The organism is Micromonospora nigra (genome assembly GCF_900091585.1).
In the GTDB taxonomy this organism is placed as follows: Bacteria; Actinomycetota; Actinomycetes; order Mycobacteriales; family Micromonosporaceae; genus Micromonospora; species Micromonospora nigra.
In genome coordinates, this window is the sequence record NZ_FMHT01000003.1 from 2,159,654 (window position 1) to 2,183,142 (window position 23,489).

26 protein-coding genes are annotated in these 23,489 nt (G+C 68.2%); all 26 read right to left on the reverse strand.

Going from position 1 to position 23,489, the window contains the following annotated elements; all coding sequences use genetic code 11:
- Positions 1–7: 7 nt before the first annotated feature.
- Positions 8–415: a 30S ribosomal protein S8 gene (gene rpsH, locus GA0070616_RS09105; protein WP_067301438.1), complete on the reverse strand. Its 408-nt coding sequence runs from the start codon at positions 413–415 to the stop codon at positions 8–10.
- Positions 416–489: 74 nt separating this feature from the next.
- Positions 490–675 carry a type Z 30S ribosomal protein S14 gene (locus GA0070616_RS09110; RefSeq protein ID WP_007073023.1) on the reverse strand — a complete coding sequence of 62 codons (186 nt, stop codon included), beginning with the start codon at positions 673–675 and terminating at the stop codon, positions 490–492.
- A gap of 1 nt (position 676) precedes the next feature.
- The gene (rplE, locus tag GA0070616_RS09115; RefSeq protein ID WP_091079376.1) at positions 677–1,246 is read right to left on the reverse strand and encodes a 50S ribosomal protein L5; all 570 of its coding nucleotides are present in this window, start codon (positions 1,244–1,246) and stop codon (positions 677–679) included.
- The gene (gene rplX / locus GA0070616_RS09120; RefSeq protein ID WP_007465276.1) at positions 1,246–1,566 is read right to left on the reverse strand and encodes a 50S ribosomal protein L24; all 321 of its coding nucleotides are present in this window, start codon (positions 1,564–1,566) and stop codon (positions 1,246–1,248) included. Before rplX ends, rplE begins: the two co-directional genes overlap by 1 nt.
- Positions 1,563–1,931: a 50S ribosomal protein L14 gene (gene rplN / locus GA0070616_RS09125; protein WP_007465279.1), complete on the reverse strand. Its 369-nt coding sequence runs from the start codon at positions 1,929–1,931 to the stop codon at positions 1,563–1,565. The genes rplX and rplN overlap by 4 nt, the downstream gene beginning before the upstream one ends.
- Before the next feature lie 98 nt (positions 1,932–2,029).
- The gene (gene rpsQ, locus GA0070616_RS09130) at positions 2,030–2,311 is read right to left on the reverse strand and encodes a 30S ribosomal protein S17 (RefSeq protein ID WP_091079380.1); all 282 of its coding nucleotides are present in this window, start codon (positions 2,309–2,311) and stop codon (positions 2,030–2,032) included.
- A 31-nt stretch (positions 2,312–2,342) separates the two neighbouring features.
- Positions 2,343–2,576, reverse strand: coding sequence for a 50S ribosomal protein L29 (rpmC, locus tag GA0070616_RS09135; protein ID WP_018784554.1), 234 nt, complete (start codon positions 2,574–2,576; stop codon positions 2,343–2,345).
- A complete protein-coding gene (gene rplP / locus GA0070616_RS09140; protein ID WP_007465292.1) occupies positions 2,576–3,001 on the reverse strand; it encodes a 50S ribosomal protein L16 in 426 nt (141 codons plus the stop codon). The genes rpmC and rplP overlap by 1 nt, the downstream gene beginning before the upstream one ends.
- A 3-nt stretch (positions 3,002–3,004) precedes the next feature.
- The gene (gene rpsC, locus GA0070616_RS09145; RefSeq protein ID WP_091079383.1) at positions 3,005–3,859 is read right to left on the reverse strand and encodes a 30S ribosomal protein S3; all 855 of its coding nucleotides are present in this window, start codon (positions 3,857–3,859) and stop codon (positions 3,005–3,007) included.
- Positions 3,859–4,314 (reverse strand): 50S ribosomal protein L22, encoded by a 456-nt coding sequence (gene rplV / locus GA0070616_RS09150; protein ID WP_091079386.1) that lies wholly within the window; start codon positions 4,312–4,314, stop codon positions 3,859–3,861. The genes rpsC and rplV overlap by 1 nt, the downstream gene beginning before the upstream one ends.
- Before the next feature lie 40 nt (positions 4,315–4,354).
- Positions 4,355–4,636 carry a 30S ribosomal protein S19 gene (gene rpsS / locus GA0070616_RS09155; RefSeq protein WP_091079388.1) on the reverse strand — a complete coding sequence of 94 codons (282 nt, stop codon included), beginning with the start codon at positions 4,634–4,636 and terminating at the stop codon, positions 4,355–4,357.
- A 12-nt stretch (positions 4,637–4,648) separates the two neighbouring features.
- The gene (rplB, locus tag GA0070616_RS09160; RefSeq protein WP_091079392.1) at positions 4,649–5,488 is read right to left on the reverse strand and encodes a 50S ribosomal protein L2; all 840 of its coding nucleotides are present in this window, start codon (positions 5,486–5,488) and stop codon (positions 4,649–4,651) included.
- A 12-nt stretch (positions 5,489–5,500) separates the two neighbouring features.
- Positions 5,501–5,803: a 50S ribosomal protein L23 gene (gene rplW / locus GA0070616_RS09165; protein ID WP_091079396.1), complete on the reverse strand. Its 303-nt coding sequence runs from the start codon at positions 5,801–5,803 to the stop codon at positions 5,501–5,503.
- A complete protein-coding gene (gene rplD / locus GA0070616_RS09170) occupies positions 5,800–6,477 on the reverse strand; it encodes a 50S ribosomal protein L4 (RefSeq protein WP_091079399.1) in 678 nt (225 codons plus the stop codon). The genes rplW and rplD overlap by 4 nt, the downstream gene beginning before the upstream one ends.
- Complete coding sequence (gene rplC / locus GA0070616_RS09175) at positions 6,474–7,139, reverse strand: 50S ribosomal protein L3 (protein ID WP_091079402.1); 666 nt, start codon at positions 7,137–7,139, stop codon at positions 6,474–6,476. Before rplC ends, rplD begins: the two co-directional genes overlap by 4 nt.
- Before the next feature lie 11 nt (positions 7,140–7,150).
- The gene (gene rpsJ / locus GA0070616_RS09180; protein WP_091079406.1) at positions 7,151–7,459 is read right to left on the reverse strand and encodes a 30S ribosomal protein S10; all 309 of its coding nucleotides are present in this window, start codon (positions 7,457–7,459) and stop codon (positions 7,151–7,153) included.
- A 359-nt stretch (positions 7,460–7,818) separates the two neighbouring features.
- Positions 7,819–9,012 carry an elongation factor Tu gene (gene tuf, locus GA0070616_RS09185; protein WP_091079408.1) on the reverse strand — a complete coding sequence of 398 codons (1,194 nt, stop codon included), beginning with the start codon at positions 9,010–9,012 and terminating at the stop codon, positions 7,819–7,821.
- A 221-nt stretch (positions 9,013–9,233) separates the two neighbouring features.
- Complete coding sequence (gene fusA, locus GA0070616_RS09190) at positions 9,234–11,330, reverse strand: elongation factor G (protein WP_091079412.1); 2,097 nt, start codon at positions 11,328–11,330, stop codon at positions 9,234–9,236.
- A gap of 75 nt (positions 11,331–11,405) precedes the next feature.
- Positions 11,406–11,876: a 30S ribosomal protein S7 gene (rpsG, locus tag GA0070616_RS09195; protein ID WP_091079418.1), complete on the reverse strand. Its 471-nt coding sequence runs from the start codon at positions 11,874–11,876 to the stop codon at positions 11,406–11,408.
- 1 nt (position 11,877) lies between these two features.
- Positions 11,878–12,252, reverse strand: coding sequence for a 30S ribosomal protein S12 (rpsL, locus tag GA0070616_RS09200; RefSeq protein ID WP_007465318.1), 375 nt, complete (start codon positions 12,250–12,252; stop codon positions 11,878–11,880).
- A gap of 493 nt (positions 12,253–12,745) precedes the next feature.
- Complete coding sequence (locus GA0070616_RS09205; RefSeq protein WP_091090312.1) at positions 12,746–13,117, reverse strand: hypothetical protein; 372 nt, start codon at positions 13,115–13,117, stop codon at positions 12,746–12,748.
- 519 nt (positions 13,118–13,636) lie between these two features.
- Positions 13,637–14,005, reverse strand: a complete 369-nt coding sequence (locus GA0070616_RS09210; protein WP_091079422.1) for a hypothetical protein — start codon at positions 14,003–14,005, stop codon at positions 13,637–13,639.
- A 99-nt stretch (positions 14,006–14,104) separates the two neighbouring features.
- Positions 14,105–17,992 (reverse strand): DNA-directed RNA polymerase subunit beta', encoded by a 3,888-nt coding sequence (locus GA0070616_RS09215; protein WP_091079426.1) that lies wholly within the window; start codon positions 17,990–17,992, stop codon positions 14,105–14,107.
- A gap of 164 nt (positions 17,993–18,156) precedes the next feature.
- Positions 18,157–21,588 (reverse strand): DNA-directed RNA polymerase subunit beta, encoded by a 3,432-nt coding sequence (gene rpoB, locus GA0070616_RS09220; RefSeq protein ID WP_091079430.1) that lies wholly within the window; start codon positions 21,586–21,588, stop codon positions 18,157–18,159.
- Positions 21,589–22,158: 570 nt separating this feature from the next.
- Positions 22,159–22,548, reverse strand: a complete 390-nt coding sequence (gene rplL, locus GA0070616_RS09225; protein WP_091079433.1) for a 50S ribosomal protein L7/L12 — start codon at positions 22,546–22,548, stop codon at positions 22,159–22,161.
- 54 nt (positions 22,549–22,602) lie between these two features.
- A complete protein-coding gene (gene rplJ / locus GA0070616_RS09230; RefSeq protein ID WP_091079437.1) occupies positions 22,603–23,148 on the reverse strand; it encodes a 50S ribosomal protein L10 in 546 nt (181 codons plus the stop codon).
- Positions 23,149–23,489: the final 341 nt, after the last annotated feature.

Genomic DNA, 23,489 nt, shown 5'->3' on the forward strand with positions numbered 1-23,489 from the left:
TCTCCCGTTACCAGACGAAGGCGAGGACTTCCCCGCCAACGCTCCGCTTGCGGGCCTGCCGGTCGGTGAGCAGCCCCTGGGACGTCGAAATGATCGCCACACCCAGCCCGCCGAGCACCCGGGGGAGCCCGTCCGACTTGGCGTACACCCGGAGACCGGGCTTGGACACGCGCTTGATGCCGGCCAGGCTCCGCTCGCGGTTCTGGCCGTACTTCAGCTCGACGACCAGTCGCTTGCCGACGGCGCCCTCCTCGGGCTCCTCGACCAACCAGGTGGCGATGTAACCCTCGGCCTTGAGGACCTCGGCGATGTTCGCCTTGATCTTCGAGTAGGGCATCGTCACCCGGTCGTGGTACGCCTGGTTGGCGTTACGCAGACGCGTGAGCATGTCTGCGATCGGGTCGGTCATCGTCATGAAACTCGTCAGCCTTTCTCGCCGGGGTTCCCGGGGCGTTGCGCCCCGGGCCTACGGCGAAGAGCAATAGCTATTTACCAGGAAGCCTTGGACACGCCGGGCAGCTCACCGCGGTGGGCCATCTCCCGGATGCACACCCGGCAGAGACCGAACTTGCGGTATACCGCCTTGGGACGCCCGCACCGCTGGCAGCGGGTGTACGCGCGAACCGAGAACTTCGGCTTCGCGGCCGCCTTGAGGATCAGCGCCTTCTTGGCCATCTCAGTTCTCCTTGAACGGGAAGCCCAGGAGCTTGAGCAGCGCCCGGCCCTCGTCGTCGGTCGTGGCGGTGGTGACCACCGTGATGTCCATGCCCCGCGGCCGATCGATCTTGTCCTGGTCGATCTCGTGGAACACCGACTGCTCGGTCAGGCCGAACGTGTAGTTGCCGTGCCCGTCGAGCTTGCGCCCGTCGAGACCGCGGAAGTCGCGGATACGCGGCAGCGCGATGGACAGCAGCCGGTCCAGGAACTCCCACATCCGGTCGCCGCGCAGGGTCACCTTCGCGCCGATCGGCATGCCCTCGCGCAGCTTGAACTGCGCGATGGACTTGGTCGCCCGCCGCACCTGCGGCTTCTGGCCGGTGATCGTGGCGAGGTCGCGGACGGCGCCGTCGATCAGCTTGGCGTCGCGGGCGGCCTCGCCCACGCCCATGTTGACGACGATCTTGACCAGCCGCGGCACCCGCATGGGGTTGCCGTAGCTGTACTGCTCGCGCAGCTGGGCCACGATCTCGTTGCGGTACCGCTCCTTGAGGCGCGGCAGGGTCTTGGTTTCGGTAGCCGTGGTCATCACAGGTCCTTACCGGTGCTACGCGCGATGCGGACCTTCTGGCCGTTGTCGTCGATCCGGTAGCCGACCCGGGTCGGCTTGCCGTCGGAGTCCAGGACCTGCACGTTCGAGACGTGGATCGGGGCCTCCTGGGTGACGATGCCACCAGTCTTGGCGCCACGCTGGGTGGTGCTGATGCGGGTGTGCTTCTTGACCCGGTTCACGCCCTCGACTAGGACCTTGTCCTGCCGCGGGTAGGCCGCGATGACCTTGCCCTTGGCACCCTTGTCCTTGCCGGCGATGACGACGACCGTGTCGCCCTTCTTGACCTTCACGGTCACAACACCTCCGGCGCGAGGGAAATGATCTTCATGAACCGCTTGTCCCGCAGCTCCCGGCCCACCGGGCCGAAGATACGGGTACCGCGCGGGTCCCCGCCGTCCTTGATGATGACGGCGGCGTTCTCGTCGAAACGGATGTACGAGCCGTCCGGCCGCCGCCTCTCCTTGGCGGTGCGGACGACGACGGCCTTGACGACGTCGCCCTTCTTCACACCGGCACCCGGGATCGCGTCCTTGACGGTGGCCACGATGACGTCGCCGATGCTCGCGTAGCGCCGACCGGAGCCACCGAGAACCCGGATGCACAGGATCTCCCGGGCACCCGTGTTGTCGGCGACGCGCAGTCGCGACTCCTGCTGAATCACGTCTATCTCCTATGTCTGCCGGTTCTCCGGCCGCACCTGGCGGCCGGAGCCTGGCGGAACCTGCGCCCGGCGTGACACCGGGCGAGCTCGAGCCTTCGCTACTTGGCCTTTTCCTGGATCTCCACGAGCCGCCAACGCTTCGTGGCGGACAGCGGCCGGGTCTCCATGATCAGGACCCGGTCACCGATGCCGGCGGCGTTCTGCTCGTCGTGCACCTTCAGCTTGCGGGTACGGCGCATGATCTTGCCGTACAGCGCGTGCTTGACCCGGTCCTCGACCTCGACCACGACGGTCTTTTCCATCTTGTCGCTGACCACGAGGCCCTCGCGGACCTTGCGACGCGCACGGGGCGCGTCCACGGTGGTGTTCTCCTCGGTCATGCTCGAGCTCCCTTACGCTCGCTCCGCTCGCTCACGAAGTCACCTCAGTCGGCGCGGCCGAGAGCCCCAGCTCGCGCTCACGCATGATCGTGTAGATCCGGGCGATCTCCCGACGGATGACCTGCAGCCGCCGGTTGTTGTCCAGCTGCCCGGTTGCGGCCTGCACGCGGAGGTTGAACAGCTCCGCCTTGGCCTCGCGCAGCTTCGTGACCAGCTCCTCCTCGGAGAGCTCACGCAGCTCGGAAGGCTTGACGCCCGCTGCCATCAGGATTCACCCACTTCGCGCGTCACAATGCGGCACTTCATCGGGAGCTTGTGGATCGCGCGACGCATCGCCTCTCGCGCGATCTGCTCGTTGGGGAAGGACATCTCGAAGAGCACCCGCCCCGGCTTGACGTTGGCGACCCACCACTCGGGCGAGCCCTTACCGGAACCCATCCGGGTCTCCGCCGGCTTCTTGGTCAGGGCCTGGTCCGGGAAGATCGTGATCCAGACCTTGCCACCACGCTTGATGTGGCGGGTCATCGCGATACGCGCCGACTCGATCTGACGGTTCGTCACGTACGCCGGCTCGAGAGCCTGGATCCCGAACTCGCCGAACACCACCCGGTTGCCGCCCTTGGACGCGCCGCTGCGGTCCGGGTGGTGCGGCTTGCGGAAGCCCTTCGGGGGCTTGCGCGGCATCAGCATCTGTCAGCCCTCCTGCTGCGTTTCCGCCGCGGCGGCGACGGCGGCGGGATCCACCGCGTCACCACTCGGCGTCTCGGCCTGCTGCGCGATGGTGGTCGCGGCAGCCCGGCCGGCTTCGGTGCCACCGGCGGTCGTGCCGGACGAGCCGGACCGACCACGGCGCGGCCGCTCGGGGCGGTCGCCGCGCTCACGACGCGGGCGCGACGGCGCCTCGGCCGGAGTCTCCCGACCCGGCACCGCGTCGCCCTTGTAGATCCAGACCTTCACACCGATCCGACCGAAGGTGGTACGGGCCTCGAAGAAGCCGTACTCGATGTTGGCCCGCAGCGTGTGCAGCGGAACCCGGCCCTCGCGGTAGAACTCCGTCCGGCTCATCTCGGCGCCGCCGAGGCGACCCGAGACCTGCACCCGGATGCCCTTGCAGACCGGGTTCTTCATCGCCGACTGCATGGCCTTACGCATGGCCCGACGGAAGCTGACCCGGCTGGAGAGCTGCTCGGCGACGCCCTGGGCGACCAGCTGCGCGTCCGACTCGGGGTTCTTCACCTCGATGATGTTCAGCTGGACCTGCTTGCCGGTGAGCTTCTCCAGCTCGCCGCGGATCCGGTCGGCCTCCGCACCCTTACGGCCGATGACGATGCCCGGCCGGGCGGTGAAGATGTCCACGCGGACCCGGTCGCGGGTGCGCTCGATGTCGACCTTGGAGATGCCGGCGCGCTCGAGCCCCTTGGACATCATCCGGCGGATCTTGACATCCTCGCCGATGTAGTCCTTGTAGAGCTTGTCCGCGAACCAGCGGGACTTCCAGTCGGTCGAGATGCCGAGCCGGAACCCGTGCGGGTGAACCTTCTGACCCATTACTCGGCACCCTCCGTCGTGCTCTGCGTCTCCGCCGTCTCGGCCTGCTTCGCCGGGGCCGCCTTCTTCGCGGCCTTCTTCGGCGCGGCCGGCGCCACCGCCTCCACCTTCACCGTGATGTGGCAGGTGCGCTTGCGGATCCGGTACGCCCGGCCCTGTGCCCGAGGCTGGAACCGCTTCATGGTCGGGCCCTCGTCGACGAACGCCTCGCTGACGAGCAGCGCATCGGGGTCCAGCCGCTCGTTGTTCTCCGCGTTGGCGATCGCGCTCGCGAGCACCTTGTACACCTGCTCGCTCGCAGCCTGCGGCGCGAACTGCAGCACCGTGAGCGCCTCCTTCGCGGGCAGGCCGCGGACGAGGTTGACCACCCGGCGCGCCTTCATCGGCGAGATGCGCACGTGCCGCGCAACCGCCCGCGCGCCCGGAAGCACCGGAGCGTCGCCCTTTCCTGGCATCGCTGTAACCCCTTGATCCTCTATCCGTATGCCCGCGGCGTCAGCGCCGACGGCTCTTCCGGTCGTCCTTCTCGTGACCCTTGAACGTACGGGTCAGCGCGAACTCGCCGAGCTTGTGCCCGACCATCGCCTCGGTCACGAACACCGGGACGTGCTTGCGTCCGTCGTGCACGGCGATCGTGTGACCCAGCATGTCCGGGATGATCGTCGAGCGCCGCGACCAGGTCTTGATCACGTTCTTCGAGCCCTTTTCGTTCTGCGTCTCCACCTTCTTGAGCAGGTGGTCGTCGACGAACGGGCCCTTCTTCAGGCTGCGAGGCATGTCTTATCTCCCTCAGCCGCGCTTACGCGTGGCGTAGCGACGGCGGACGATCAGCCGGTCACTCGGCTGGCCCTTACGACGGGTGCGGCCCTCGGGCTTACCCTGCGGGTTGACCGGGTGGCGACCGCCGGAGGTCTTACCCTCACCACCACCGTGCGGGTGGTCGACCGGGTTCATCGCGACACCACGGACGGTCGGGCGCTTGCCCTTCCACCGCATGCGGCCGGCCTTGCCCCAGTTGATGTTCGACTGGTCGGCGTTGCCGATCTCGCCGACGCTCGCGCGGCAGCGGACGTCGACACGCCGGATCTCACCGGACGGCATGCGCAGGGTCGCGTACGCGCCCTCACGGCCGAGCAGCTGGATCCCCACACCGGCCGAGCGGGCCAGCTTCGCGCCGCCGCCCGGACGCAGCTCCACGTTGTGGATCGTGGTACCGACCGGGATGTTGCGCAGCGGCAGGTTGTTGCCCGGCTTGATGTCGGCGGCCGGACCCGACTCCACGGCGTCGCCCTGCTTCAGGTCCTTCGGCGCGAGGATGTAGCGCTTCTCGCCGTCGGCGTAGTGCAGCAGCGCGATGCGCGCAGTGCGGTTCGGGTCGTACTCGATGTGGGCGACCTTCGCCGGGATGCCGTCCTTGTCGACCCGCTTGAAGTCGATCAGGCGGTACTGGCGCTTGTGCCCGCCGCCGTGGTGCCGGGCGGTGATCCGGCCGTGGGCGTTGCGACCGCCCTTCTTCGGCAGCGGAGCCAGCAGCGACTTCTCGGGCGTCGACCGGGTGATCTCGGCGAAGTCGGCGACGCTCGAGCCACGCCGGCCCGGCGTCGTCGGCTTGTACTTACGGATAGCCATTGTCTACACCCCTCAGCTGACCGGGCCGCCGAAGGCCTCGATACGGTCACCGTCAGCCAGCTTCACCATCGCCCGCTTGGTGTCCTTGCGCTTACCGAACCCGGTCCGGGTCCGCTTGCGCTTGCCCTCGCGGTTGAGCGTGTTGACCGTCAGGACGCGGACGTCGAAGATCTGCTGGATAGCGATCTTGATCTCGGTCTTGTTCGCGTCCGGGTGCACCAGGAAGGTGTACCAGTTGCGGTTCAGCTCGCTGTAGCTCTTCTCCGAGACGACCGGCGCCACGATGATGTCGCGCGGGTCGGCGATCGTGCTCACTTGCCATCCTCCTCGGTGGTCTCGGCGGACCCGGCCGCAGGGCCGACCTCCGTCGGCAGCCCCAGGAACTCGTCCAGGGCCTCCTTGGTGAAGACCACGTCGTCGGCCACCAGCACGTCGTACGTGTTGAGCTGACCGGCCTCGATCAGGTGCACCCGCGGCTCGTTGCGCAGCGACACCCAGTTCAGCTCGTCGGTGCCGCTCAGCACGACCAGGACCCGACGGGCGTCGGTCAGCTTGGCGAGCGTGGCCAGGGCGGCCTTGGTCGACGGCTTCTCGCCCGAGACGAAAGCCTCGACGACGTGCACCTGCCCGGCGCGGGCCCGGTCGGAGAGGGCGCCACGCAGGGCGGCAGCCTTCATCTTCTTCGGGGTGCGCTGGCTGTAGTCGCGCGGCACCGGGCCGTGCACCACGCCACCGCCGGCGAACTGCGGCGCGCGGATCGAGCCCTGCCGGGCCCGACCGGTGCCCTTCTGCTTGTAGGGCTTCTTGCCGCCGCCGGCGACCTCGCCCCGCGTCTTGACCTTGTGGGTGCCCTGCCGGGCCGCCGCGAGCTGGGCCACCACGACCTGGTGCATCAGCGCGACGTTGGCCTGCACGTCGAAGATGTCGCCGGGCAGCTCGACCGAGCCGCTCCTGGTGCCCTCGACGGTGATCACGTCGACCGTGGTCACTTCGCCGCACCACCCTTCTTCACCTTGGTCTTGGCCGCGGTGCGGACCAGAACCAGCGCGCCCTTGGGGCCGGGGATGGCACCACGGACGAGCAGGAGGTTGTTCTCGGTGTCGACCGCCTGGACGGTCAGGTTCTGGACGGTGTAGCGCACGCCACCCATCCGGCCGGCCATCCGGGTGCCCTTGAAGACCCGACCCGGGGTGGCGCAGGCGCCGATGGAGCCCGGCGAGCGGTGCTTGCGCTCGACACCGTGGCTGGCGCGCAGACCGTGGAAGCCGTGCCGCTTCATCGGGCCGGCGTAGCCCTTGCCCTTGGTCTTGCCGGTCACGTCGATGGTGATGCCTGCGGGGAACTCCTCGACCGTGACCTCCTGGCCCGGCGAGTAGTCCGCGGCGTCGACGGTGCGCAGCTCGACGATGTGGCGGCGCGGCGCGACGTCCGCCTTCGCGTAGTGCCCGCTGATCGGCTTCTTGACCTTGCGCGGGTCGATCGTGCCGTAGGCGAGCTGGACCGCGGAGTAACCGTCCTTCTCGGCGCTACGAACCTGGCTGACGACGCACGGGCCGGCCTGAACCACGGTCACGGGAACAACACGGTTGTTGTCCCAGACCTGGGTCATGCCGAGCTTTGCGCCCAGGATCCCCTTGACTTGCCTGTCCATTTGTCCGGTCCCTACAGCTTGATCTCGATGTCGACGCCAGCCGGCAGGTCGAGGCGCATGAGCGAGTCGACCGTCTTCGGGGTCGGGTCGATGATGTCGATCAGACGCTTGTGCGTACGCATCTCGAAGTGCTCGCGCGAGTCCTTGTACTTGTGCGGCGAGCGGATGACGCAGAAACGGTTGATCTCCGTGGGCAGCGGCACCGGGCCAGCGACCTGCGCCCCGGTACGCGTCACCGTCTCGACGATCTTCCGAGCCGAGGAGTCGACGATCTCGTGGTCATAGGCCTTGAGCCGGATGCGGATCTTCTGTCCCGCCATGGTGGCTTCTGTTCCTTCTCTCGATGCCGCTGTGTCGCGGGCACCTGTACCGGCTGGCACAGGCCCACTTCCGCCGACCCCCGCGGTCGGGCGTGTCGCGCCCGTGGGTCGAGCTCCGCCCCGGGCTCCGGAGCGATTCCCTGACCACGCAATTGGGGGTCTGTGGCGCCGATCGCGGTGACCGCGACCCGGACGCCGTACGAGGGTGGTTGACCGCCAGGGGCGATCAACCACCCTACGCGCGACGGTTCGTTCGCCCGGAGGTCCAGCTTTCGCCGGACGCAGGCAACCAACTGTCGTTACGCAACCTGACTAGTATGCCGCACGACCGGCGGCGACGCTAATCGGGGTTACCCAGTTCACTTGACGATCTTGGTGACGCGACCCGCGCCGACCGTACGACCACCCTCGCGAATCGCGAACTTGAGGTTCTCCTCCATGGCGATCGGCTGGATCAGCTTCACGCTCATGGTGGTGTTGTCGCCCGGCATGACCATCTCGGTGCCCTCGGGCAGCGTGACGACGCCGGTGACGTCCGTGGTCCGGAAGTAGAACTGCGGGCGGTAGTTCTGGAAGAACGGGGTGTGCCGGCCGCCCTCCTCCTTGGAGAGGATGTAGACCGTGGCCTCGAACTCCGTGTGCGGGGTCGTGGTGCCCGGCTTGATGACGACCATGCCGCGCTCGACGTCCTCGCGCTTGATGCCACGCAGCAGCAGCCCGACGTTCTCACCCGCGCGGGCCTCGTCGAGCAGCTTGCGGAACATCTCGATGCCGGTGCAGGTGGTCTTCATCGACTTCTCGCGGATGCCGACGATCTCCACCTCCTCGTTCGGCTTGAGGATGCCACGCTCCGCGCGACCGGTGACGACGGTGCCACGACCGGTGATCGTGAAGACGTCCTCGATCGGCATCAGGAACGGCTTCTCGGTCTCGCGCTCCGGCTGCGGGATCGCGGTGTCGACCGCGTTCATCAGCTCCATGAGCCGGCCGGTCCACTCCGGGTCACCCTCAAGGGCCTTCAGGGCCGAGACCCGGACGACCGGCAGGTCGTCACCCGGGTACTCCTGCGAGGAGAGCAGCTCACGGACCTCGAGCTCGACGAGCTCCAGGAGCTCCTCGTCGTCGACCATGTCGCTCTTGTTGAGCGCCACGACGATGTACGGCACACCGACCTGACGGGCCAGCAGCACGTGCTCGCGGGTCTGCGGCATCGGGCCGTCGGTCGCCGCCACCACCAGGATCGCGCCGTCCATCTGGGCGGCACCGGTGATCATGTTCTTGATGTAGTCGGCGTGACCGGGGCAGTCGACGTGCGCGTAGTGCCGCGCCTCGGTCTGGTACTCGACGTGCGCGATGGAGATCGTGATGCCCCGGGCCTTCTCCTCCGGCGCCTTGTCGATCTGGTCGAACGGCGTGTACGGGTTCAGGTCCGGGAACTGGTCGTGCAGGACCTTGGTGATGGCCGCCGTCAGCGTCGTCTTACCGTGGTCGATGTGACCAATGGTGCCGATGTTGACGTGCGGCTTAGTCCGCTCGAACTTCGCCTTCGCCACTGGTGTCCTCCTGTGGACTTCTTGGTTCGTTCGCCCCGGTGCGCCGGTCGGCGCTTAGGACTCTGTCGACAGCCTTTCCGGCCTGGCGGCCGGAGAGCTTTGGTGGGTTCTGCGGCGATGAAGCCTACAGGCCCGGTCACACACATCCCGACCGAGGTGGCCGCGGGCGGACGAATCCGTCCGCGACCAGCCCCGGATCACCGGGTCAGCTCAGGAGAGCGTCACTCACCCGTCGCCTTGGCGATGATCTCCTTCGCCACGGAGGCCGGAACCTCGGCGTAGGAGTCGAACTGCATGCTGTAGCTAGCCCGGCCCTGGGTCTTCGACCGCAGGTCGCCGACGTAGCCGAACATCTCCGACAACGGCACCAGGGCCCTGACGACGCGGGCGCCGCTGCGCTCCTCCATCGCCTGGATGATGCCACGACGGGAGTTGAGGTCGCCGATGACGTCACCCATGTTCTCCTCAGGAGTGGTGACCTCAACGGCCATCATCGGCTCCAGCAACGCGGGGTCGGCCTTGCGGGCCGCCTCCTTCATCACCATGGAGCCGGCGATCTTGAACGCCATTTCCGACGAGTCGACCTCGTGGTACTGGCCGTCCACCAGGGTGAGCTTGACGCCCACCAGGGGGAAGCCGGCGAGGATGCCGTACTGCATCGCGTCCTGCGCGCCCGCGTCCACCGACGGGATGAACTCCCGCGGGATGCGGCCACCCGTGACGGCGTTGGCGAACTCGTAGGTCGGGGCGTCGTTGCCCAGCGGCAGCGGCTCCAGGCTGATGATCACCCGGGCGTACTGGCCGGAGCCACCGGTCTGCTTCTTGTGGGTGTACTCGACCTTCTCCACCTTGCGGCGGATGGTCTCGCGGTACGCCACCTGCGGCTTACCGATGTTCGCCTCGACGTTGAACTCGCGGCGCATCCGGTCGACCAGGATGTCCAGGTGCAGCTCGCCCATGCCGGAGATGACCGTCTGACCGGTCTGGTCGTCCAGCTTGACGCGGAAGGTCGGGTCCTCCTCCGCGAGCCGCTGGATGGCCGTGCTGAGCTTCTCCTGGTCGGCCTTGGTCTTCGGCTCGATGGCCACCTCGATGACCGGCTCCGGGAAGGTCATCGACTCCAGGATGACCGGCTTCGCCGGGTCGCACAGGGTGTCACCCGTGGTGGTCTGCTTCAGACCCTGCACCGCGATGATGTCGCCCGCCTGGGCCGAGCTGCGCTCTTCCCGCTTGTTGGCGTGCATCTGGTAGATCTTGCCGATCCGCTCCTTGCGGTCCTTGGTGGAGTTGACCACCTGGGAGCCGGACTCGAGCGTCCCGGAGTAGATCCGCACGTAGGTGAGCTTGCCGAGGTGCTTGTCCGTCTGGATCTTGAACGCCAGACCCGAGAACGGCTCCGAGGCCGACGGCTTACGCTGCATCGGGGTCTCGCCGTCGGTGGCCGTGCCCTCGATCGCCGGGATGTCCAGCGGCGACGGCAGGTAGGCCACGACCGCGTCCAGCATCGGCTGGATGCCCTTGTTCTTGAAGGCGGTGCCGGTGAGCACCGGGTTCGCCTTACCGGCGATGGTGGCCCGACGGATGGCGGCCTTGACCTCCTCGACGGAGATCTCCTCGCCCTCCAGGTACTTCTCCATCACCGCGTCGTCGACGTCGGCCAGGGTCTCCATCAGCTTCTCGCGCCACTCGGCGGCGGAGTCGGCGAGGTCGGCCGGGATCTCCTCGACCGCGTAGTCCTCACCCTTCTGGGTCTCGCCGCGCCAGGTGAGGGCGCGCATCTCCACCAGGTCGACCACGCCGATGAAGTCGGACTCGGCACCGATCGGGATCTGCAACACCAGCGGGGTGGCGTTGAGCCGGTCGATCATCATCTGCACGCAGCGGAAGAAGTCGGCACCGGTGCGGTCGAGCTTGTTGACGAAGCACATCCGGGGGACGTTGTACTTGTCGGCCTGCCGCCAGACGTTCTCCGTCTGCGGCTCCACGCCGGCGACACCGTCGTAGACCGCGACCGCACCGTCCAGCACCCGCAGCGACCGCTCGACCTCGACCGTGAAGTCGACGTGGCCGGGCGTGTCGATGATCTGGATCGTGTGGCCCTTCCACTCACACTTGGTGGCAGCGGAGGTGATGGTGATGCCACGCTCCTGCTCCTGCTCCATCCAGTCCATGACGGCAGCGCCCTCGTGGACCTCACCGATCTTGTACGTGATACCGGTGTAGAACAGGATCCGCTCGGTGGTGGTGGTCTTACCGGCATCGATGTGCGCCATGATGCCGATGTTGCGTACGTTGGCGAGCGCGTCTGCGGCGGCCACTTCAATCCCTACTTATCGTCGTCTCGACACAACTGGTGGCGGTTCCGGCGCCGGTCCGGCGCCGGAACCAGGGTGTTACCAGCGGTAGTGCGCGAAGGCCTTGTTGGACTCGGCCATCTTGTGGGTGTCCTCGCGTCGCTTGACGGCGGCGCCCAGACCGTTGCTCGCGTCCAGCAGCTCGTTCATGAGCCGCTCGACCATGGTCTTCTCACGACGGGCCTTGGAGTACGTCACCAGCCAGCGCAGGCCGAGCGTGGTCGCCCGGGCCGGGCGGACCTCGACCGGCACCTGGTAGGTCGCGCCACCGACCCGGCGGCTGCGGACCTCGAGGGTCGGCTTGACGTTGTCCATCGCGCGCTTGAGCGTGACGACCGGATCGGTGCCGCTCTTCTCGCGGCAGCCCTCCAGGGCGGCGTACACGATGCGCTCGGCGAGCTGACGCTTGCCGCGCAGCAGGATCTTGTTCACCAGCTGGGTGACCAACGGCGAGTTGTACACCGGGTCAGCGACCAGCGGCTTCCGCGGAGCGGGTCCCTTACGCGGCATCTCAGCTCTTCTCCTTCTTCGCGCCGTACCGGCTGCGCGCCTGCTTGCGGTTACGGACACCCTGGGTGTCCAGCGAACCGCGGACGATCTTGTAACGCACGCCGGGGAGGTCCTTCACCCGGCCGCCGCGGACGAGCACGATCGAGTGCTCCTGCAGGTTGTGACCGACGCCCGGGATGTAGGCGGTCACCTCGATCTGGCTGCTGAGCTTGACGCGAGCGACCTTGCGGAGCGCCGAGTTCGGCTTCTTCGGGGTGGTGGTGTACACGCGGGTGCACACACCGCGCCGCTGAGGGCTGCCCTTCAGCGCCGGGGTCTTGGTCTTGGTCGTCTTGGCCTGGCGGCCCTTTCGGACCAGCTGCTGGATGGTGGGCACCGGGTTTCTCCGCTCCCTTCGGCCGCTGCCGCGGCCGCGCCGTCTGCTCGTTAGCCGCCTGCTGGACGGCTCTCCTACATTCCGACCGGAGCCACCTCACGATGGCATCGGCACCCGCGGTCGGGCGTGTCGCCCCACCCACGGTCCCGGTGCCGGCACTCGCGCGCGGACCGGGGATTCTGTCACCGGCACACGGCAGGCCGCGCACCGGATCTTCGACTCTCGTTCGTGACGCCGCCGGAATCCGGAACGCCGGATCCAGCGCACGCACGAGTTGCCCGGGCGGGCCCGGGCACAAGGGGAAAGAGTACCTACCACAGTCGAGCTGGTCAAAACGGGGACACCGGTCGGCGGCCACCTGCCCGCCAGCCCGACCCGTCATGCCTGCCTGCCCGTGATGGGCACCTACAAACACAAGTGTACCGGCTTCCCCACCGGGCCACCCGCCTGGCCCCCGGCTGAACCGACCGGGCACCGCACCGTTGCCGCAGCGTCACGCCAACGACAGCAGCACGCCCAGCACCAGGCCGAGCAGGTTGATCAACAGCCCCGTACCGCCGCAGCTCACCCCGGCGATGGCCAGGCCCCGGCCGGTGAACCGGACCGCCGGCGGTGCCGCGGGCCGGCGGATCTGCCGCATGCCCAGCAGGCCGGCGACGACCGCCCCGGCCCCGGTCAGCAGGCCCAGCAGGGCGAAGGCGGCCGCCGCCCAGACTCCTCCGCCCCTGCCGGCCACCGCGCCTATGCAGACCACCAGCAGGCCGACCAGGACCGAGACGACGCCGGCCACGAGGGAGCCGACGGCCAGGCCGGACGTGACCGGCGCGACGTCGAGGTGCACCATCCCGAACGGGGTACCCGGCACCGCCTCCACCCGCTTCGGCGGCCGGGGCCGCTCCTGCGGCGGGGGCGGCGCGGCGACCGGAGCCGGCCCGCCCCCACCGGCCGGACCGGCGACCGGGCCCCAGACGGCGGGAGGACCGGCGGGAGGCGGCAGGGGGACGGCAGGGGGCGACGCGACATGACCCGCCGGGGGTGACCCGACGGCATGGGCCGCGTGACCCGGCGGGAGCGGCGCGGCGGCGTGGGCCGCAGGACCCGGCGCGGGCGCATGACCCGGCGCGGGCGCAGGACCCGGCGCGGCCGCCGCGGTGGGCGGCGGCGGGTGGTTCGGCGGAGCCGCCTCCGACGGCGGGCCGGAACCCTGGTCGGGCCGTGCCCACTGGCTCGGCCCACCCACGGCACCGGGCTGCCCGGGATCGCCGCCCGGGGGGCGCACCGGTTCCGTCACGGGTCCTCCTCATCCGCCGTCGGCGTCCACCGCCGTGCGACGGACACCGGTCAGGCTACCGTCGCGGGTCCGCGCGGGCGCACCCGCGCGAGTTCAGTCCATGTGGGGAGCGAAGTCCTGGCCGTAGGGCGCCTCGGCCAGCCGCACCACCCCGATCACCACCGCGGCCACCACGCTGACCGCGACGAGCACCAGACCCGCCCAGGCCAGCCGCTCACCGCGCCGCAGCCAGGCAGCGCCGGTCAGGAAACCCCCCGACGCGTACGCCTCACGGCGCGCCTGCCGGGACAGGTGGAGTGCCAACGTGGCCGGCACGACGCCACCGACGAACAGACCGGTCAACACCGCCATCAGCCCCAACGCGAAGACGGCCCGCGCCTTCGTGGACCGGACCGGATCCGGGTCCAGGGGGTGACGCGGCACCGGCGGCGCGACGGGTGCCTGCCCGGGTGCGGTCGTCATGCCCCCATCATGCCCTGCGCCCACGACGCGGACCGGCGGTGCGCACACGACGAGGCCCCCGGCGGCCACAAGCTGCCGGGGGCTCGTCGGTCGTGCTGGTTAGCGGTACGACCCGAAGTCGAAGTCGTCCAACGGAACCGCCTGCCCGCTGGCCGGCCCGAAGCCGTAGTCAGTCTCCGGGTAGCCGGTCATCGAGTAGACCTTGGCCTTCGCCTCCTCGGTCGGCTCGACCCGGACGTTGCGGTACTTGCTGATGCCCGTACCGGCCGGGATGAGCTTACCGATGATCACGTTCTCCTTGAGGCCGACCAGCGAGTCGCTGCGCGAGTTGATCGCCGCGTCGGTCAGCACCCGGGTGGTCTCCTGGAAGGAGGCCGCCGAGAGCCAGGAGTCGGTGGCCAGCGAGGCCTTGGTGATACCCATCAGCACCGGGCGACCGGCGGCGGGCTCGCCGCCCTCGGAGACGAGCCGGCGGTTCTCCGACTCGAACAGCGCCCGGTCGACCAGCACACCCGGCAGGAACTCGGTCGAGCCGGAGTCGATGACCGTCACCCGCTTGAGCATCTGGCGGATGATGATCTCGATGTGCTTGTCGTGGATGAGCACACCCTGCGAGCGGTAGACCTCCTGGACCTCCTGGGTCAGGTGGACCTGCACCGCGCGCGGGCCGAGGATGCGTAGCAACTCGTGCGGGTCGATGGTGCCCTCGGTGAGCTTCTCGCCCACCTCGACGTGCGAGCCGTCGTGCACCCGCAGTCGCACCCGCTTGGAGATCTTGTCGTAGACGATCTCGTCGCTGCCGTCGTCCGGCACCACGATGATCTTCCGCGACCGTTCGCCGTCCTCGATCCGGATCCGGCCCGGGGTGTCGGCGATGGGCGCCTTGCCCTTCGGGATCCGGGCCTCGAAGATCTCCTGGACCCGCGGCAGACCCTGGGTGATGTCCTCACCCGCGACACCACCGGTGTGGAAGGTACGCATCGTCAGCTGCGTACCCGGCTCACCGATGGACTGGGCCGCGATGATGCCGACCGCCTCGCCGATGTCCACGCTCTTGCCCGTCGGCAGCGACCGGCCGTAGCAGGCCGCGCAGACACCGAGCTTGGACTCGCAGGTGAGCACGCTGCGCACCCGGACCGTCTCGACGCCGGCGGCGACGATCCGGTCGACCAGGATCGAGTTGAGGTCCTGACCCCGCTCGGCCACCACGGTGCCGTCCGGCCCCTTGATGTCGTCGGCCAGGGTCCGGGCGTGCGCGCCGGTCTCGGCGTGCTCGTGCACCACCAGCGTGCCGTCGAGCTGCTCGCCCACCTGCATCGGGATGGCCCGCTCGGTGCCGCAGTCCTCCTCGCGGATGATCACGTCCTGCGAGACGTCCACCAGACGACGGGTCAGGTAACCCGAGTCGGCGGTCCGCAGCGCGGTGTCGGCCAGACCCTTCCGGGCACCGTGCGTGGAGATGAAGTACTCCAGCACGGACAGGCCCTCGCGGTAACTGGACTTGATCGGACGCGGGATGATCTCGCCCTTGGGGTTGGCCACCAGACCACGGATCGCCGCGATCTGCCGAAGCTGGAGCAGGTTACCTCGGGCACCCGAGTGGATCATCTTCCACAGCGGGTTCTCCTTCGGCAGCGAGGTCTCCAGGTCCTTGGCGACCTCGTTGGTCGCCTTCGTCCAGATCTCGATGAGCTCGCCGCGGCGTTCCTCACCGGTCATCAGACCCCGCTGGTACTGCTTGTCGATCCGGTCGGCCTCGGCCTCGTACCGCTCCAGGATCTCCCGCTTGCGCGGCGGCGGGTTGACGTCCTCCATGCCGATGGTGACGCCCGACCAGGTGGCCCAGTGGAAACCGGCCTCCTTGAGCCCGTCCAGGGTGGCGGCCAGCGCCACCTTCGGGTACCGCTCGGCGAGGTCGTTGACGATCTGCGAGAGCTGGCCCTTGCGGACCTCGTAGTTCACGAACCGGTAGCCCTGCGGCATCGTCTCGTTGAACAGCACCCGGCCGAGGGTGGTGTCCACGACCAACGGGTCGCCCTCGACCCAGCCCTCGGGGGCGGTCCACGGCTCGGCACCGGTGCCGTTGTCGACCTCGGACAGCCCGCGCAGCCGGATCCGCACCGGCGTCTGCAGGTGCAGCTCGCCGCTGTCGTAGGCCATCCGGGCCTCGGAGTCCGAGCTGAACGCCCGGCCCTCGCCCTTGCCACCGGGAGTGCGGTGGGTGAGGTGGTACAGACCGATGATCATGTCCTGGGTGGGCATGGTCACCGGCTTGCCGTCGGCCGGCTTGAGGATGTTGTTCGACGACAGCATCAGGATCCGGGCCTCGGCCTGCGCCTCAGCGGACAGCGGCACGTGCACCGCCATCTGGTCACCGTCGAAGTCGGCGTTGAACGCGGTGCAGACCAGCGGGTGGATCTGGATGGCCTTGCCCTCGACCAGCTGCGGCTCGAACGCCTGGATGCCCAGGCGGTGCAGGGTCGGGGCACGGTTCAGCAGCACCGGGTGCTCGCTGATGACCTCTTCCAGCACGTCCCACACGACCGGCCGCTGCCGCTCGACCATCCGCTTGGCGGACTTGATGTTCTGCGCGTGGTTGAGGTCGACGAGCCGCTTCATCACGAACGGCTTGAACAGCTCCAGCGCCATCTGCTTGGGCAGGCCGCACTGGTGCAGCTTGAGCCGCGGGCCGACGACGATGACCGATCGGCCGGAGTAGTCGACGCGCTTGCCGAGCAGGTTCTGCCGGAACCGGCCCTGCTTGCCCTTGAGCATGTCGGACAGCGACTTCAGCGGGCGGTTACCCGGGCCGGTGACCGGCCGGCCCCGGCGACCGTTGTCGAACAGCGCGTCGACGGCCTCCTGGAGCATCCGCTTCTCGTTGTTGACGATGATCTCGGGCGCGCCGAGGTCGATCAGCCGCTTGAGGCGGTTGTTCCGGTTGATCACGCGGCGGTACAGGTCGTTCAGGTCGGAGGTCGCGAAGCGGCCACCGTCCAGCTGCACCATCGGACGCAGGTCCGGCGGGATGACCGGTACGCAGTCGAGCACCATGCCGAGCGGCGAGTTGCGGGTGTTCAGGAACGCCGCGACCACCTTGAGCCGCTTGAGCGCCCGGATCTTCCGCTGGCCCTTGCCGGTGCGGATGGTCTCGCGCAGGTTCTCGGCCTCGGCGTCGAGGTCCATGTTCTGGACCAGCGCCTTGATGGCCTCGGCACCCATGCCACCGGTGAAGTACTCGCCGAACCGGTCGCGCAGCTCCCGGTAGAGCAGCTCGTCGGTGACCAGCTGCTTCGGGTCCAGCTTGCGGAAGGTCTCCAGAACCTCGTCCAGGCGGTCGATCTCGCGCTGGGCCCGGTCGCGGATCTGGCGCATCTCGCGCTCTCCGCCCTCCTTGACCTTGCGCCGGACGTCCGCCTTGGCGCCCTCGGCCTCCAGCTCGGCCAGGTCGGCCTCGAGCTTGGCGGCCCGCTTCTCGATCTCCGAGTCGCGGCTGTTCTCGGACTGCCGCTTCTCGGCCAGGATCTCGTTCTCGATGGTCGAGAGGTCGCGGTGACGCGCCTCGGCGTCCACGCTCGTCACGACGTACGAGGCGAAGTAGATGATCTTCTCGAGGTCCTTGGGGGCGAGGTCCAGCAGGTAACCCAGCCGGCTCGGCACGCCCTTGAAGTACCAGATGTGGGTCACCGGCGCGGCGAGCTCGATGTGGCCCATCCGCTCCCGACGGACCTTCGACCGGGTCACCTCGACGCCGCAGCGCTCGCAGATGATGCCCTTGAAGCGGACCCGCTTGTACTTACCGCAGTAGCACTCCCAGTCCCGTTGCGGGCCGAAGATCTTCTCGCAGAAGAGCCCGTCCTTCTCCGGCTTCAGGGTGCGGTAGTTGATGGTTTCGGGCTTCTTGACCTCACCGTGGGACCACTGACGGATGTCGTCGGCGGTGGCGAGACCGATGCGCAGCTCGTCGAAGAAGTTGACGTCGAGCACTATGTCCCCTATGTCGTCGTCTGTACTGCTAGATAACCTGTGGAGTCGGGGGCAGGGTGACCCGCGCAGGGATCAAGCCTGACCTCGCGGGTTCCGGCGCGCCCGCTCTCGCGTCGCGCCCCGGAACCCGCGTCGGAGCCGGTCACCCTGCCCCAACCACCACCTCAGACCTCTTCGACCGAGCTCGGCTCGCGCCGGGACAGGTCGATGCCCAGCTCCTCCGCGGCCCGGAACACCTCGTCGTCGGTCTCGCGCATCTCCAGGGCCACACCGTCGCTGGAGAGCACCTCGACGTTGAGGCACAACGACTGCAACTCCTTGAGCAACACCTTGAACGACTCCGGGATGCCCGGCTCGGGGATGTTCTCGCCCTTGACGATGGCCTCGTAGACCTTGACCCGGCCGAGGACGTCGTCGGACTTGATGGTCAACAGTTCCTGCAGGGCGTAGGCGGCGCCGTACGCCTGCATGGCCCAGCACTCCATCTCACCGAAGCGCTGGCCACCGAACTGCGCCTTACCACCCAGCGGCTGCTGCGTGATCATCGAGTACGGACCGGTCGACCGAGCGTGGATCTTGTCATCAACCAGGTGGTTGAGCTTCAGGATGTAGAGGTAGCCGACGGCGATCGGGTCCGGCAGCGGCTCACCGGAACGACCGTCGAACAGCTGGGCCTTGCCGGACGAGCCGATCAGCTGCTTGCCGTCCCGGTTGGGCAGGGTCGACGAGAGCAGACCGGAGATCTCCTCCTCGCGGGCACCATCGAAGACCGGGGTGGCCACGTTGGTGTCCGGCGCGGCCTCGTGCGCGTCGATCGAGCGAAGCTGACGCTTCCACTCGGCGTCATCGCCGTCCACGCTCCAGCCCGTCTTGGCCACCCAGCCGAGGTGCGTCTCCAGCACCTGGCCGAGGTTCATCCGGCCCGGCACACCCAGCGGGTTGAGCACGATGTCGACAGGCGTGCCGTCCTCCAGGAACGGCATGTCCTCGACCGGCAGAATCTTGGAGATGACGCCCTTGTTGCCGTGCCGGCCGGCGAGCTTGTCGCCGTCCTGGATCTTCCGCTTCTGGGCGACGTAGACCCGGACCAGCTCGTTGACACCCGGCGGCAGTTCGTCGCCGTCCTCGCGGGAGAAGGTCCGCACACCGATGACCGTGCCGGTCTCGCCGTGCGGCACCTTCAGGGAGGTGTCCCGGACCTCACGCGCCTTCTCGCCGAAGATCGCCCGGAGCAGCCGCTCCTCCGGGGTCAGCTCGGTCTCACCCTTGGGCGTGACCTTGCCGACCAGGATGTCGCCGGGGACGACCTCGGCACCGATCCGGATGATCCCGCGCTCGTCGAGGTCGGCGAGCATCTCCTCACTGACGTTCGGGATGTCGCGGGTGATCTCCTCCGGGCCGAGCTTCGTGTCCCGCGCGTCGACCTCGTGCTCCTCGATGTGGATCGAGGTGAGCACGTCCTGCTGCACGAGGCGCTGCGACAGGATGATCGCATCCTCGTAGTTGTGACCCTCCCAGCACATGAACGCCACGAGCAGGTTGCGCCCGAGCGCCATCTCGCCCTCGTCGGTGCACGGACCGTCAGCGATGACCTGGCCGGCCTCGACGCGGTCGCCCTCGAAGACCACCGGCTTCTGGTTGACACAGGAGCCGGAGTTGGAGCGACGGAACTTGTGCAACAGGTACGTCCGACGGTGGCCGTCGTCCTGGTGGATGGTGACGTAGTCGGCGCAGAGGTCCTCGATCACACCACCGGCCTCGGCGACGACCACGTCGCCGGCGTCCACGGCCGCGCGGTACTCCATGCCCGTGCCGACCAGCGGTGCCTCGGCCTTGACCAGCGGCACTGCCTGGCGCTGCATGTTGGCGCCCATCAACGCCCGGTTGGCGTCGTCGTGCTCGAGGAACGGGATCATCGCGGTCCCGACGGAGACCATCTGCCGCGGCGAGATGTCCATGTAGTCCACGGCAGCCGGCGGTACGTCCTCGGTCTCGCCGCCCTTACGCCGGCACAGCACCCGCTCCTCGGCGAACGAGCCGTCCGCCGTCAGAGGCGCGTTGGCCTGGGCCTTGACGAACCGGTCCTCATCGTCAGCGGTCAGGTAGTCGACCTGGTCGGTGACCCGACCGTCGACGACCTTGCGGTACGGCGTCTCGATGAAGCCGAACGGGTTGACCCTGGCGAACGTCGACAGGTTGCCGATCAGACCGATGTTCGGGCCTTCGGGCGTCTCGATCGGGCACATCCGGCCGTAGTGGGACGGGTGCACGTCGCGGACCTCGAAGCCAGCCCGCTCGCGGGACAGACCACCCGGGCCGAGCGCGTTCAGCCGCCGCCGGTGGGTGAGCCCCGCCAGCGGGTTGGTCTGATCCATGAACTGGGACAGCTGCGAGGTACCGAAGAACTCCTTGATCGCCGCCACCACCGGACGGATGTTGATCAGAGTCTGCGGCGTGATCGCTTCGACGTCCTGCGTGGTCATCCGCTCCCGGACGACCCGCTCCATCCGGGACAGGCCGACCCGGACCTGGTTCTGGATGAGCTCACCCACGGTACGGATCCGGCGGTTGCCGAAGTGGTCGATGTCGTCGGCCTCGTAGCCCTCCTCACCGGCGTGCAGCCGGCACAGGTATTCCACGGTGGCGACGATGTCGTCCTCGGTGAGCGTGCCGGTGGTGATCGGCAGGTTCAGCCCGAGCTTCTTGTTGAACTTGTAGCGCCCGACTCTGGCGACGTCGTACCTCTTCGGGTTGAAGAAGAGGTTGTCGAGCAGGGTCTGGGCGTTCTCGCGGGTCGGCGGCTCGCCAGGGCGCAGCTTGCGGTAGATGTCGAGCAGCGCCTCGTCCTGGCTGGCGATGTGGTCCTTCTCGAGCGTGGTCATCATCAGCTCGGACCAGCCGAACTTCTCGCGGATCCGCTCGGCCGACCAGCCGATCGCCTTGAGAACGACCGTGACGGCCTGACGGCGCTTGCGGTCGATCCGGACACCGACGGTGTCGCGCTTGTCGATGTCGAACTCCAGCCAGGCACCCCGGCTCGGGATCACCTTGACGCTGGAGATGTCGCGGTCGGAGGTCTTGTCCGGCTGCTTGTCGAAGTACACACCCGACGAGCGGACGAGCTGGCTGGTGACGACGCGCTCGGTGCCGTTGATGATGAAGGTGCCCTTCGGCGTCATCATCGGGAAGTCACCCATGAACACCGTCTGGCTCTTGATCTCGCCGGTGGTGTTGTTGGTGAACTCCGCGGTCACGAACAGCGGCGCGCAGTAGGTCAGATCCTTCTCCTTGCACTCCTCGATCGAGGCCTTGACCTCGTCGAAGCGCGGGGCCGAGAAGGAGAGCGACATGGTGCCGGAGAAGTCCTCAATGGGACTGATCTCGTCGAGGATCTCCGCGAGACCCGAGCGTGCGTGCGGGTCGTCCGCCGACCGGCCCTGCCAAGCCTCGTTGCCGACGAGCCAGTCGAAGGACTCGTTCTGAATGGCGAGGAGGTTGGGGACCTCGAGGTGTTCGGTGATCCGGCCGAAGGAAACTCGGCGGGGAGCGAATGCGCTCGACGTACGACTGGTCTTCGCAGGGCGGGAAGCTGCCAAGATGCGTCCTTCCGAGGACCGGTGCTGCAGAACGGCTGGTACGCGTGCACTCCAATGACCCACCAGGAATATCCACAAACGGACATTTCCGAGCAGGGGTCAAGTCGGAAGGCAGCGCAAACTAGCAGTGTAGCCGAGAGGCTAACCGCTGTCCAGCCCACCCCGCAGGTCGTTGCGGAACATGCCTCGGGACCCTGGATCCGGGTCTCACCGGGCCGCTCGGAACGCAACGTTTCCCACCGGGCCGCTCGGGGTGCCGCGGCGTTGGTGCTGCCGCTGCCTTACCCGCGCGGTGGCCGTTGCAAGCGCGGAAAGTCTTGCTGATGTCAGCGTGCCTGGGAGGCTGGTGTCACGTCAAGAGTCTCCTCCCGGGTCGCCGCCGTCTTTCCCACCGACAGGCGACCGCACAGCGCCGACCCGCACTCGCAACGGAGCGTCGACACCCTGCTCACGCATGCTGTAACGGTCCACCAACACGGCGGGCGGCGATCCGATCCCGGATCGCCGCCCGCCGCGACGCGCTGTGTGCCCCGGCTCACGTCAGCCGGACAGGCGCCTGATCGAGCTCAGTCACTTGAGGGTGACCTTGGCGCCCTCGCCCTCGAGCTTGGCCTTGGCCTTCTCCGCGGTCTCCTTGTTGACCTTCTCCAGGATGGCCTTCGGCGCGGACTCGACCGCGTCCTTGGCCTCCTTGAGGCCCAGGCCGGTCAGCTCACGCACGACCTTGATGACCTGGATCTTCTTGCCACCGTCGGCGTCGAGGATGACGTCGAACTCGTCCTTCTCCGGCTCGGCCTCGGCGGCGGCACCGCCGCCGGCCGGGCCCGCCATCATCATCGCGGCCGGCGCGGCGGCGGTGACCTCGAAGGTCTCCTCGAACTGCTTCACGAACTCGGAGAGCTCGATCAGCGTCATCTCCTTGAACGCGTCGAGCAGCTCGTCGGTGCTGAGCTTCGCCATGTCTGGCGTCCTTTCTGAAAGGTTTGACTAAGAACGTGGGTGCGCCGCGCGGCCTCAGGCCGCCTCGGCACCTTCCTTCTCGCGCTTGTCCTGCAGGGCGGCCGCCAGACGGGCGGTCTTGGAGAGCGGAGCCTGGAACAGGGCCGCGGCCTTGCTCAGGTTGCCCTTCATCGCGCCGGCCAGCTTGGCCAGCAGCACCTCACGGGACTCCAGGTCGGCGAGCTTCGTGACCTCGGCCGCGGTAATGGCCTTGCCCTCGAAGACGCCGCCCTTGATGACGAGCTTCGGGTTGGCCTTCGCGAAGTCGCGAAGCCCCTTCGCCGCCTCGACGACGTCGCCCGAAACGAAAGTCAGCGCGGTAGGACCGGTGAACAGCTCGTCGAGGCCGGAGATGCCCGCCTCGGTCGCCGCACGCTTGGCCAGCGTGTTCTTCGCGACCGTGTAGGTGGTCTCCTTGCCGAGCGAGCGCCGCAGCTGGGTGAGCTGGGAAACCGTCAGACCACGGTACTCGGTGAGCACCGCGGCACCCGCGTTGCGGAAGTTCTCGGTCAGCTCAGCGACGGCCGTGGCCTTGTCGGCCCGGATCGGCTTGTCCGCCATGTCCCTCCTCTCTCGTTGCTCGAGGCTGGTCACCATCGCAGGCGGGAACCTTCGACGGGGGCGGAGGCATCGCGACAACAGAAAAGCCCCGGCGCAGGGCGCACGGGGCGAGATCGGCGGGATCGCCGTGGTCGGCGGACCACAGGTGAAGCCGGAAGTCGCTTGCCGCCCTGCGCGGGTCGCCCGTCGAAGCGGGACCTTCGACCGTGCCGGAGCACGGTGACCAGCGGTCTCTGGGTGGAACTTCGCGGCAAAGGCTACGCGAGGAGGCCCCGGATCGCCAAATCGCCCCAGGTGGGCCCGGTCACCTCCCCGACGGTCGCCACCGCCGGGTCCCGCGA